Annotated in this window: 11 protein-coding genes; 7 read left to right on the forward strand and 4 right to left on the reverse strand. The window is 42.6% G+C overall.

The window, feature by feature from the left end:
* Nucleotides 1-4: 4 nt before the first annotated feature.
* On the reverse strand, nucleotides 5-1,597 hold the full coding sequence (gene purH / locus OCU74_RS01410) for a bifunctional phosphoribosylaminoimidazolecarboxamide formyltransferase/IMP cyclohydrolase (RefSeq protein WP_087481530.1): 1,593 nt from the start codon (nucleotides 1,595-1,597) through the stop codon (nucleotides 5-7).
* A 293-nt stretch (nucleotides 1,598-1,890) separates the two neighbouring features.
* The gene (manA, locus tag OCU74_RS01415) at nucleotides 1,891-3,093 is read right to left on the reverse strand and encodes a mannose-6-phosphate isomerase, class I (protein ID WP_200807746.1); all 1,203 of its coding nucleotides are present in this window, start codon (nucleotides 3,091-3,093) and stop codon (nucleotides 1,891-1,893) included.
* A 907-nt stretch (nucleotides 3,094-4,000) separates the two neighbouring features.
* On the opposite strand from manA, the gene OCU74_RS01420 reads away from it, so the two are divergent.
* The 6 genes from OCU74_RS01420 (at nucleotide 4,001) to OCU74_RS01445 (ending at nucleotide 7,812) form a co-directional block, all read left to right on the forward strand.
* A complete protein-coding gene (locus OCU74_RS01420; protein ID WP_087481527.1) occupies nucleotides 4,001-4,450 on the forward strand; it encodes a hypothetical protein in 450 nt (149 codons plus the stop codon).
* 245 nt (nucleotides 4,451-4,695) lie between these two features.
* Nucleotides 4,696-5,160 carry a hypothetical protein gene (locus tag OCU74_RS01425; protein WP_087481526.1) on the forward strand — a complete coding sequence of 155 codons (465 nt, stop codon included), beginning with the start codon at nucleotides 4,696-4,698 and terminating at the stop codon, nucleotides 5,158-5,160.
* 209 nt (nucleotides 5,161-5,369) lie between these two features.
* Nucleotides 5,370-5,810 carry a hypothetical protein gene (locus OCU74_RS01430; protein ID WP_087481525.1) on the forward strand — a complete coding sequence of 147 codons (441 nt, stop codon included), beginning with the start codon at nucleotides 5,370-5,372 and terminating at the stop codon, nucleotides 5,808-5,810.
* Between the two features lie 175 nt (nucleotides 5,811-5,985).
* The gene (locus OCU74_RS01435; protein WP_087481524.1) at nucleotides 5,986-6,504 is read left to right on the forward strand and encodes a hypothetical protein; all 519 of its coding nucleotides are present in this window, start codon (nucleotides 5,986-5,988) and stop codon (nucleotides 6,502-6,504) included.
* A 66-nt stretch (nucleotides 6,505-6,570) separates the two neighbouring features.
* A complete protein-coding gene (locus OCU74_RS01440; protein ID WP_087481523.1) occupies nucleotides 6,571-7,263 on the forward strand; it encodes a hypothetical protein in 693 nt (230 codons plus the stop codon).
* A gap of 102 nt (nucleotides 7,264-7,365) precedes the next feature.
* Entirely contained in the window at nucleotides 7,366-7,812 is a 447-nt protein-coding gene (locus OCU74_RS01445) for a hypothetical protein (protein WP_143693228.1), read from the forward strand.
* Nucleotides 7,813-8,036: 224 nt separating this feature from the next.
* On the opposite strand, the gene OCU74_RS01450 is transcribed toward OCU74_RS01445, so the two are convergent.
* Together OCU74_RS01450 and OCU74_RS01455 are read right to left on the reverse strand one after the other, a co-directional pair.
* Nucleotides 8,037-9,674, reverse strand: coding sequence for a methyl-accepting chemotaxis protein (locus OCU74_RS01450; protein ID WP_087481521.1), 1,638 nt, complete (start codon nucleotides 9,672-9,674; stop codon nucleotides 8,037-8,039).
* Between the two features lie 250 nt (nucleotides 9,675-9,924).
* Nucleotides 9,925-11,262 (reverse strand): aminotransferase-like domain-containing protein, encoded by a 1,338-nt coding sequence (locus OCU74_RS01455; protein ID WP_087481520.1) that lies wholly within the window; start codon nucleotides 11,260-11,262, stop codon nucleotides 9,925-9,927.
* 91 nt (nucleotides 11,263-11,353) lie between these two features.
* On the opposite strand from OCU74_RS01455, the gene OCU74_RS01460 reads away from it, so the two are divergent.
* Nucleotides 11,354-11,953 (forward strand): DJ-1/PfpI family protein, encoded by a 600-nt coding sequence (locus OCU74_RS01460; RefSeq protein ID WP_087481519.1) that lies wholly within the window; start codon nucleotides 11,354-11,356, stop codon nucleotides 11,951-11,953.
* Nucleotides 11,954-12,008: the final 55 nt, after the last annotated feature.

Genomic DNA, 12,008 nt, shown 5'->3' on the forward strand with positions numbered 1-12,008 from the left:
CGGCTTAGTGTCTGAAATGACGCATACCGGTGAAGACCATTGCCATACCGTGTTCGTCTGCGGCAGCAATGACTTCATCGTCCCGCATTGATCCGCCAGGCTGGATCACACAGGTTACTCCGGCTTCTGCTGCGGCATCGATACCGTCACGGAACGGGAAGAATGCATCGGAAGCCATCACGGTTCCTTCAACTTTCAGACCTTCGTCTGCGGCCTTAATTCCGGCAATCTTCGCGGAATAAACCCGGCTCATCTGACCGGCACCTACGCCGATGGTCATATCACCTTTCGCGTAGACAATGGCATTTGATTTCACGTATTTGGCGACTTTCCAGCAGAACAGAGCATCTTTCAGTTCTGCTTCTGAAGGTTGGCGTTTTGAAACGATTTTCAGGTCGTCACTGTTAACCATGCCCTGATCACGATCCTGAACCAGCAGACCACCGTTGACTCGCTTGAAGTCGTAACCGGTAGTTTTATCCTGCCACTGACCACAGACTAGCAAACGGACATTTTTCTTCGCAGCAACCACTGCAACTGCTTCATCGCTAACCGTTGGAGCAATAATCACTTCGACGAACTGACGCTCAACAATCGCTTGTGCGGTTTCTGCGTCCAGTTCCCGGTTAAATGCAATGATACCGCCAAATGCCGATGTCGGATCGGTCTGGTAGGCACGGTTATAGGCTTCGAGGATGTCTTTGCCCAGAGCAACACCACATGGGTTAGCGTGTTTGACGATGACACATGCAGGTTCAACAAACTCTTTCACACACTCTAGAGCTGCATCGGTATCAGCGATATTGTTGTAAGAGAGAGCTTTTCCCTGAATCTGACGGGCGGTTGCAACAGAAGCTTCTTCAGGATCACTTTCCACATAGAAAGCAGCGGACTGGTGGTTGTTTTCACCGTAACGCATATCCTGTTTCTTTTCGAACTGCATGTTGAACGTGCGAGGGAATTTGGATTCTTCATCTCCCTCTTTGTTATCGCCGTAAGAAGGAACCATTTTACCAAAGTAGTTGGCGATCATGCCGTCATAAGCTGCGGTGTGCTCAAATGCAGCAATGGCAAGATCAAAACGGGTATCCAGTGTCAGTGATCCGCTATTGGCATCCATTTCAGTGATAACCCGCTGATAGTCGCTTGCGTTGACGATGATGGACACATCTTTATGGTTTTTCGCAGCAGAACGAACCATAGTCGGGCCGCCAATATCAATATTTTCAACCGCATCTGCCAGTGAACAGTCAGCTTTGGCAACTGTTGCAGCAAATGGATACAGGTTAACAACGACCATATCGATTGGCTGGATACCGTGTTGAGCCATCACATCGTCATCTTGTCCCCGGCGTCCCAGTACACCACCGTGAACTTTCGGGTGAAGGGTTTTGACGCGACCATCCATCATTTCCGGAAATCCGGTATAGTCGGATACTTCAGTGACAGAAATGCCTTGTTCTGCCAGAAGGCGGGCGGTTCCACCAGTTGACAGAATGTCGACTCCACGGTCAGCCAGTGCTTTGGCGAATTCTACAATACCAGTTTTGTCTGATACGCTGATAAGCGCACGGCGAATAGGACGAGCGTTATTCATTGCTTCCTTCTTCCTCAAATTCACAGAGTTGATTGAACGAAATAGATGTCAAATTTTGTGGCGCACATTCTAGCGAATTAATCACCAAAAAGCTCGCGCAATCGTTTGGCATAAGCAAAATAATTCCCAATTCGTTATTTTTTATTGAGATGTTTCAGACTGTTCGTGCTCTGTTGTGGTGTGTTTTGTATGAATTCTGATGTGTATTTGTGAAATGATGATGTGGTGAACAAATGGCGTTTATCCCGGCGTTTGCGGTGATAAACGCATTTGTGTATGCCTGCTTTCTCGCCTTAATTATAGACCCGGGCAACTCTGCCGGATGAAGAAAGCGTATAGGCACAGGCCGATGCCGGAACAAAAGCCGACTGACCTTTTTGCAGGCTGAGTGTCATACCGTTTTCATGGTGCAGATGTACGACATCATCAATGGCGAAAATGATTTCGGCGCTGGTGGTTGTCAGCGTGATATCAGCAGGCATTGGATAAATGGAGAATTTAAAATCACTGACCGGAACCGGATAATGCCGAATCTCCCCTTCTTTCTTTGGGGAAACGAGCAGTGTCTCTTTGGGTTTGGGGGCAAATGATGTGCATTTTGCCAGTTCCTGAACATCGATATGTTTGGGCGTTAACCCGGCCCGGAGTACATTGTCTGAACTGGCCATCACTTCCAGCCCGGTACCTTTCAGATAAGCATGAGGTGTTCTGGCATCCAGATACATGGCTTCTCCGGGTTGCAGCACCACATAATGCAGTAATATTGCAGAGAACAATCCGATATCTTCAGGGTAGTCTTGTGCCAGTTCGAGGATCAGGCGGGCAAGCCTATTTTCTTCCTGATATTGTGCCGCGTAAGCCAGTAAGGCTTGAATTGCCAGTGATTTCTGCTCTCCCGACAGGGAAAGCAAATGGACAAAGAATGACTGAAATCCGCTTTCGCTTCTGTCTGCCCGCAGTTGATTGACCAGCGACTCAATCGGCAGGATATTCATCTCGGTCAGTGTCTGAATGATCTCTTCTAACGGACGGAAACCATTCAGCGCATGGTAAGGTGTTAATGCGTAAACCAGCTCAGGTTTATGGTTTGGATCTTTATAGTTGCGCTGCGGCGCATCGAGTGGAATTTGCTGCTGATTCTCCTGGGCAAAACCAATCTCAGCATCCTGTTTACATGGGTGAACCTGAATCGAGAGCGCCTTCTCTGCCGCCAGAACTTTAAACAGGAATGGTAATGCACCATAAGCCTGACGGATCTGTTCGGATAAACATAACGACAGATGGCTTTGAATAAACCCGGCGAGAGAGTGCTGCTGATTACCCGAGATGATCTGAGAACATCCGCCCGGATGAGCGCCCATCCAGATTTCTGCCTGAGGTTGATGTTCCGGGTTAGGGATATTAAACAGATGGTTGATTGATTGTGTACTTCCCCAGGCATAATTCTGAATAACATTCTGCATTAAATAGAAGGGAAGTATCGTTGTATCGTTCATAGTGATCCCGGGTCCGTGGCTGGTTTAGATAATCTATTGAATCACATTTATGGTATCCGACTTTGTATTTATATCAAATATATCAACATCAATGAGGACGGAATGCTCTGATATGTTGCTCAGGATATGAATGGACTAAGAGATTTAACAACTATGCTTCTGGAGAGGATTAGCCCAATTTACTATCAATAAAGATACATATACAGCCTAAAACAAATGAGATCATCAAATAGGGTATTAAATACTTTAAAGTAGTTAATATCCGTTTTAGGTGTGTGGGGAAGCATTTTAGTCTTGATTTGGTGTTAGCATAGCCATATAAAAGAAAGCCAGAGAAAGGTATAAAAAAGGTGAAAAGTCTTTTATAAGCCATTGGATCATGCTTTTTTAACATCGGCCCTAAAACGATGCCTAGAATAAAAATGAGGGTAAATGCAAGGAAACTTGTGACGACTAAAATTACTCCGATGATTGCGAGGGCTGTCATATGATTGATTCTTAAATGGGTTGGTGATTAGTCTGGATTTTATACGGAGTGACACCTTTTATCTATCGTCATTATAATTATATCTGTAGACTTTTTGATACCAAAGTATACATAGATAATATTCCTTATGTTCAATTTATTTTTTATCACCAGGTTGCCTCAACAAGTAGGGGATGTAAGTTATTTCAATTTTTGAAGTGCTCAATTTATAGCCCTAGCCAAGGTTTTAGCTGTGAGTTCTAATGTATCATCAACAATTGATTGATATCATTGTTTGATGAAAGTTTAAGTTTATACATTAATGCTTTATGATACAATACATCCTAATTATTTAACATATAAAATGATGACTGGTGTTTGAGAATTTTTATATGGCTTTGGTAAAGAGAGTACTTCTGAAACGACTTTCTATGAGTGGAAATGGGGGAATTAGTGAAGAAAAGAGTGCAAATTTTATTATTTTTCATTCCTTTTTTTGTAATCATGATGTTGAATCGTGGACAGGATGGCGTTGACAATAAAATGTTGTATGAATTTCAGCAGACACTAGACCGGAAAATTGACAGAAACTCGTCGTATCGTTTTACCTCCGGTGGCTTCAACGGGATATCGAAGTCGGGGAAGATAGGAAAATTTTATTCTTGTTTAAGGAAGTATCAACTTGTGAAACGTGTTCACAGAAATATTCCTGAGATGATGGGGTTAGATCCTGAAGATATCCATACATCATTTATTCACATATTGGTTGATGATTATTTTGAATTAAGAATGCAGCTTGCAAATTCTGTTGTGACAAATTTCTATTTCGGCCCCGAGGATAGCTCTTCACGTTTTTCTATTTATTGTGATATAGATCTCCTCAACTCGTAATGTGGAGAAAATTGGCACCCAAAGTTACAAAGGCTAATCTACCGATGTTTTTATTAGTTCAGAATATAATCTGTTCTGGTTTTTCAACATATAAAATGATAACTGGTGTTGTCCGACGATGCAGTATTATAACCTCTTTGTGGTTGATAAACTAACTATCATTTTGAACAGTAGGATTACATCGGTGTTTGAGAATTTTTATATGGCTTTGGTAAAGGAAGTACTTCTAAGATGCCTGATTATGAATGGAAATGGGGGAATTGGTGAAGCGTAAAAATATTCTGGCAATGTTTATCGTTATTCCTTTGGTAGTCTCGATTGCATTTGACTTTATGAAAGGGGATGGAGTTGACAATAAAATGTTGTATGAATTTCAGCAGACACTAGACCGGAAAATTGACAGAAACTCGTCGTATCGTTTTACCTCCGGTGGCTTCAATGGGATATCGAAGTCGGGGAAGATAGGAAAATTTTATTCTTGTTTAAGAAAGTATCAGCTTGTGAAACGTGTTAACAGAAATATTCCTGAGATGATGGGGCTCGATCCGGAAGATATTATTACTAAAAATATAATCATGTTGATTGATGGACAGATTGAGTTAGAGCTGGAACTTTCAAATGCTGTTGTTACGCGATTCATTTTTGGCATGAACGGCGATTATTCATATTTTGCAAGTTATTGTGACCTTAAGTTACTCAATATCCAATAATGATAATCCTCCTTCCCCCCAAACCTGAGTATAGGTCAACTAAATCCGGACACCCGGTTAAGCTGATTCTCGGAGATTGCCTGCGGAACTCCAGCCTCGGGGTGTATAACCATGTAGGTTATGGAAGCATAATTGGCTCTTCAGTTAATGCTGTAAAGTTTTCTGCTATACCAAAAGAATTATTTTGCATGCAATAGGCTATAAGCAATATGAAAGAACATAAGAGTTACTTAAAAATTATATTAATAGTAATAATTAGCATCATGGTAGTTGGGCGATTTTATAGACCACATGAACCTGATTATTATGATCTATTCTTGAACGATGTAAGTGCCACATCGCTGATAGAGATCGTACATGGTGATAGATTGATATTTCAGGGGAAGCTAGGTAGGGATGGTGTTACTTGCCTATCATCTTATAAAGAAAAAGGATGGATCCCCCACGCATCCAATATTATTTATAATGTAAAAATTGAAGGTAATAATCACGATCACTATATTACTTTAGATACAAATGATGGTGTAGTGCATAGCTATCAGCTTTGGTCTAAAATCTCCTCTTCAAGCTCTAGTTTTCGCAGCAAAACAGGAAGTGTTGACTTACTAACACGATGTGCAGTGACAATGAAAGGGGTAGTTGGTAATTAGCAAAAAAAGACAAAATTGCCCTATATATTTTTAATGATTAAGGATCATATTTCCTAATTTTACAACATATGAAATAATAACTGGTGTTGTACGATGATTCAGTTTTATAGCCTCTTTGAGGCCGGTAAACTGTTAGCATTGGTTAACTATCATTTTGAACAGCAGGATTACATCGGTGTTTGAGAATTCTTATATGGCTTTGGCAAATAGAGTACTTCTGAAACGATTTTCAATGAATGGAAATGGGGGAGTTAGTGAAGAAAAAAGTGCAAATTTTATTATTTGTCATTCTTTTTTCGTAATCATGATGTTGAATCGTGGACAGGATGGCGTTGACAATAAAATGTTGTATGAATTTCAGCAGACACTAGACCGGAAAATTGACAGAAATTCATCATATCAGTTTATCTCTGGTGAGTTTGCGAGGATATCAAAGTCTGGTCGATTAGGGCGTTTTTATTCCTGTTTAAGAAATTATCGGCTCAAGAAACGTGTTAGTGGGCATATTGATGTGATTAAGGAATTTGGGCCGAAAGATATTGTCATGAAAAATATCACGATGCGTATTGATGAGAAGATAGAGTTAAAACTGAAGCTCTCAAATGCTGTGGTTACAGGATTTGTTTTCGGAGTGAATGGCGATTTTTCCTATTTTGCGAGCTATTGTGAACTTAAGCTACTCAATACCCAATAATGACAATTCTCTCTTTTTTATTTTTCGGTGATCTACATTTAGGAATAGTTATTTAGGAGTAAAGATTTGCAAGAAGGTGATTATAAAGGATCTATTGATACCGTATTATTATTTGGTTTCGTTTATATCATATTTTGTGGTGCTTTGGTAAGCAGGCAGTTTGATAGACTACAAACAGAGTCTCAGCTTTTAGTGTCAGGAGTTATGTTATCCTTTGTCGTCATTGGTTTTTTGTATTTCAGGTTCGCAACCTCATCTGAAAGTCAAAAATACTTATTGTGGAGATATGTTTCATATTTACTAATGCTGAGTTCATCACTACTTTTTGTATTTCAATCAATATATGAGTCAGCAAATAATAGTCTGCTATTTTATATTGTACTTGTATTTTTAGGCGCTAGTTATTTTGTATCTTTATCATTGCGACTGATGAATGATGATTTAAACATAAATGCAGCAATTAAAGATGGCAGATTTAGTCTCAGCGGTATAATGAATTTCTCAATTGATTATCGTCCATTGAAAACATCAATACCATGGGGTGGTTCATGGAATAGGATGGCTCAAACTCCGTATGATAATAAAAAATATTCAACGTGGATTGCAATTGTTGGTATACTTTGTGTCCCTTTTATTCATACAGTAGTAGGGGCGTATCTAATTGGGTTTATTATGATATTTATGTCGTTAGTTGCAACTCGACTGTTGATTCATGCTACTTTGGATTTGTTATTTTATAATCAAATAACAAGGTTGTAATTAAGTGGTTTGTGAATTAATTTATAGCTATGCCGTCATATGGTTTTGGTGAAAAGAAAATTCTAAAACTCTTTTTATTTATGAATAGAAATAAGTGTGCCTGTGAAGCGTAAAAATATTCTGGCGATATTTATCGTTATTACTTTGGTAGTCTCGGTTGCATTTGACTTTATGAAAGAGGATGAAGTTGACAAGAAAATGCTGTATGAATTTCAGCAGACGCTGGATCGGAAAATTAGCCGAAGTTCATCATATCAGTTTACTTCTGGTGAATTTGAAGAGGTGCCGGAGTCGGGTCGACTGGGATATTTTTATTCTTGTTTAAGGGATTTTCAACTTGATAGGAATGCCCATTGGAACATCCCTGATAGAATGGGGCTCGATCCTAAAGACATTGTTTCTAAAAATGTAACCATACTGATTGATGGACAGACTAAGTTAAAATTGGAACTTTCAAATTCTGTCGTTACGCGATTTGTTTTCGGAGTGAATGGAGATTATTCGCATTTTGCGAGTTATTGTGATCTGAAATTACTTAATACCCAATAATGGGTGGATGTGATAACTGGTGTTCCCCCCAGTTCTGAAGACACTGATCTGTAAGCCGTGTTTACGTTATTCTGGAATTGTTTGAAAGAGCGATGGTTGTTTTCATACTTATCTGGAAGTCCGCCCCGAAGCGATAGCTGAACGGTTTGAAGTCAGCCTGTTGCACTGGGAATTGGGTCAGGATGAAGGCAGAACAATGCTCTGCCTGAAGGTGAGCACCATGATTATACTTTGAAAACACTGAAGCTCCGGTTCAGTGACTGGCTGTCTTTCAACAATGTCTGACTTGTTTCAGCCACATGCCGGGCACTTTCTGTGGTCTGCTGACTGTGATCGGCAAGGTCGTTCAGGTTATGACTGATATCCTGACTTGCCGAGGACTGTTGCAGACAGGCTGAGGCAATATTCTCATTGATCCCCAGAATCGTATGAATCTGGTCATTGATTTCACTGAGCATTTCCTGAGCTTTTCTGGCTTCTTCCTGTGTATCGAGAGACTGTTGCCGGGTCTGATTCATTGAGGCACTCAGTTCACTTGCCCGTTTTTGTAGTGCAGTGATGATTTCTTCAATTTCATCGGTACTCTTCTGGGTTCGGGTCGCGAGCGTCCGGACTTCATCAGCGACGACGGCAAATCCCCGTCCCTGTTCTCCGGCTCTGGCGGCTTCAATTGCAGCATTGAGTGCCAGCAGATTGGTTTGTTCTGCAACACCACGAATTACTTCTAAAACGGTTCCGACATCATCAGCATCTTTTGCCAGATGTTGGGTATTCTGCTCGGTTTCTGTCAGCAATTCAGAGAGTGAAGCCATATACCGGGATGCATTGACGAGCACCTGACTACCGTCCTGACTTTTCTGACTGGCGATTTGAGCTGACTGGGCAGCTTCGTCCGCAGCGGTGGCAACGTCCTGTGTACTTGATTGCAACTGATTCATTGCTGAGGCTACGGAATTTACGGCATGCTGCTGTTGATCTGATTTAGCAATCGCCTGATCAGCAACACTGCTCAGATTGGTTGCAGAGTGTGTCAGACTGTCAGAAATTGGGGTGATATTCTGAATCGCCTGACGAATTTTGACTGTGAATTGATTGAATGCAGCAGCGATCTGGGAAAATTCATCGTGTCCGTCAACCGGTAACTGGCGGGTTAAATCGCCTTCTCCCTGAGAAATATCATCCAGTGCTTGTCTGGTTTCATCACAGGGTTTGGTGATGCTGCGGATGATCAACGCAGATAGTATCACAAGCACCAGGACAACCACCGCTCCGGACCACAATGAACTTGTCGTTCTTTCAGCGACAAGCTGGTTCACATCGTCCACATATACTCCGGTTCCAACGACCCATCCCCAAGGCTTGAATAGTTTCACATAGGATATTTTTGCTACATCTGTCTCTGAACCAGGCTTCGGCCACATATAATGAACCACACCGCCTCCCTGAGTTTTAGCAACCTGAACCATCTCCATAAACAGCGCTTTTCCGGTCGGATCTTTGACGCCGGAAAGATTTTTGCCATCCAACTGAGGTTTAAAAGGATGCATAATCATCGTTGGGCTCAGGTCATTGATCCAGAAATAATCATTCTTCCCATAACGAAGCACCTTCACGGCCTGTTTGGCTTGCTGCTGAGCTTCATCACGTGTGAGAACTCCCTCTGTTTCCAACTGATGATAATAGGAGAAGAGACTGTGGGTACTCTCAATTAAATGCTGGATTTTAAGCTGCTTATCTTCCATTAAGTCATGTTTATATTCCATCAGTATTCTGGTAAATGGAAGCAGCAGTAACAGGATATTTACGATGAGCAGCAGGTACAGACGCGTTCTTATTTTTGTTTGGCGTAGACTGAAAGACATAGCTGACAATTCCTTTCATCAAAGAGACACTATATCTGTATAGATATAGCAGATTACTACATCGAAGTTGCAAACAACTTGTTATTTTTGTTAACCGGAAGGGTAATTATTTAACATTCTATGTTGCAGTAAATTGAGTGGCATTGCATATCTGACAGGAGGGCATCGACTGACTCTGTCACTATTTAAAATCTACTGAATGAAATAACTGAAATGCATTCATGTGAACAATAAAAACCTTCTCTGTCCATCAAGCATATATATGTGTTTCAACGACATTTTTAACTATCGTCAGAGCTCGTCTGAGTTCATCCGATTGTACAGATCCAAGTGCGATTCGGAGCGCATGCGGCATTTGGAGTGATGTTGAAAATGGTAGAGCAGTAGAAACTGAAATATGGTTGTCGAGAAGTTCCTTCGCTACTCGGTCAGCACGTGCTTCTTCCGGTAAAGGAAGCCATAAGAAATAAGAGGCCGGGTGGCTGGTATAATGTAAACCCCGAAGCACTTCGGCAGCAATGGCCTGCCGGTAAGTTGCATCCTGCCGTTTATCCGATTCCAACCGGGCGACCGTTCCGTCCTCAATCCAGCCACAGACGATTGAAGTCATCACTGCCGGAGTGTTCCAGGTTGTTGCCCGGATTGTGCGTTCAATCAAAGGGATATATTCCCGGGGAGCTGTCACAAAACCCACACGTAAACCGGTGGCAACACTTTTGGAAAATCCTGAAACATAAACTGTCCTTTCTGGTGCCAAAGCAGCTAAAGGAGGTGGTGAGTCCGCTTCAAGGAAAGCATAAGCAGCATCCTCGATGAGCATCAGTCCATGCTGTCGTGCCAGGTTTATCAACTGATATCGACGCGCTGTGTTCATTACCCAACCCAGTGGATTATGTACTGTTGGTTGTACATAAACGGCGCGGACCCGGCGTCGGAGACACAATTGCTCCAGTGCGTTCAGGTCCGGACCTGCACCATCCGCAGGGATGGCAGCCAGCTCCAGTCCAAGACTCTCAGCCAGTACTTTCATTCCCGGATATGTTAAAGAGTCTATAGCCAGAACATCTCCGGGTTTGAATAGTGCCATGGATGTTACGGTGAGCCCGTGCTGAGCTCCATCGACGATTAACAGATTTTCAGCATTAACTTCTAGTCCTATACCCGCCAGATGGGAAGCCATGATTTCCCGTTCAACAGTACGACCTCCGTGAGGCTGGTAACGTAGCAGAGAATTCAGGTCACCCGACGACGCGAGTTTGCGCAGTGCTGCTCGTAACAACTCTCCCTGTTCAGATAAGAAGGGGATGTTGAAATTTAAATCCACCATATCAGCGGTGGTCGCTTGTTGATAGACGCCTAATCCCGGAGGCAAAGATGTTTCCCGGACAAAGGTGCCACGACCGGTTTCACTACTCACTAACCCCATTGCTTCAAGCTCTGAATATACGCGCGATGCAGTTACCAGTGCCATACCATGCTGGCTGGCAAGCTGCCGGTGTGTCGGCAACCGGTGTCCTGGCCGCAGTTTGCGGGAGCGAATCTCTGTGGCCAGTATGTCGACAACTTGCTTATAACGGGCTTTAGGCATCTTTGATTGTATCCATGACAATTTTTTGATTGTACTAATTATTGTGTCTATATTGGCGACATTAATCAACTTTGAACAGAGCACGGATGCCATGCATATCGCTATTCTTACTTTTGACGGCTTCAACGAACTTGATTCTCTGATCGCGCTCGGTCTCCTTAACCGGGTCAGGAAACCTGACTGGCGGGTTTCTATCTCAAGCCCGACACCTCGTATCACATCGATGAACGGTGTTGTTATTGAGGCTCAAACATCAATCGATGATGCTGTCCGGGCAGATGTAGTTTTAGTCGGAAGTGGAATGCAAACACGGGAGATTGTTGCTGATGCTCCACTGATGGATCAGCTTAAACTGAACCCAAACCGGCAACTACTTGGAGCCCAGTGTTCCGGTGCCCTGATACTGGCTAAACTCGGATTACTTGATTCTGTTCCGGCCTGTACTGACCTGACCAGCAAGCCCTGGGTACAGGAAGCTGGTGTCGATGTACTCAATCAGCCTTTTTTCGCTCACGGTAATATTGCGACCGCCGGAGGTTGTCTGGGATCTTCATATCTCGCTTGTTGGGTGATTGCCCGGCTGGAAGGTATTCAGGCAGCCCGGGATGCAATGCACTACGTTGCTCCAGTGGGTGAAAAGGAAGAATATATAGAACGCATGCTGGGTAATATCACCCCTTATTTGGATTAGGTAAGTAAGCTGGCGATGCATATTCCATATCGAACAAGTTATTGAAGGAAAAATA

Source organism: Vibrio mangrovi (assembly GCF_024346955.1).
Classification (GTDB): Bacteria; Pseudomonadota; Gammaproteobacteria; order Enterobacterales; family Vibrionaceae; genus Vibrio; species Vibrio mangrovi.

Coding starts and splice junctions, on each gene's coding strand:
- manA (WP_200807746.1), bottom strand. CDS start 3,093: ATGAACGATACAACGATACTTCCCTTCTATTTAATGCAGAATGTTATT.
- OCU74_RS01420 (WP_087481527.1), top strand. CDS start 4,001: ATGGGGGAATTAGTGAAGAAAAGAGTGCAAATTTTATTATTTTTCATT.
- OCU74_RS01425 (WP_087481526.1), top strand. CDS start 4,696: ATGGAAATGGGGGAATTGGTGAAGCGTAAAAATATTCTGGCAATGTTT.
- OCU74_RS01430 (WP_087481525.1), top strand. CDS start 5,370: ATGAAAGAACATAAGAGTTACTTAAAAATTATATTAATAGTAATAATT.
- OCU74_RS01460 (WP_087481519.1), top strand. CDS start 11,354: ATGCATATCGCTATTCTTACTTTTGACGGCTTCAACGAACTTGATTCT.
- OCU74_RS01455 (WP_087481520.1), bottom strand. CDS start 11,262: ATGCCTAAAGCCCGTTATAAGCAAGTTGTCGACATACTGGCCACAGAG.
- purH (WP_087481530.1), bottom strand. CDS start 1,597: ATGAATAACGCTCGTCCTATTCGCCGTGCGCTTATCAGCGTATCAGAC.
- OCU74_RS01450 (WP_087481521.1), bottom strand. CDS start 9,674: ATGTCTTTCAGTCTACGCCAAACAAAAATAAGAACGCGTCTGTACCTG.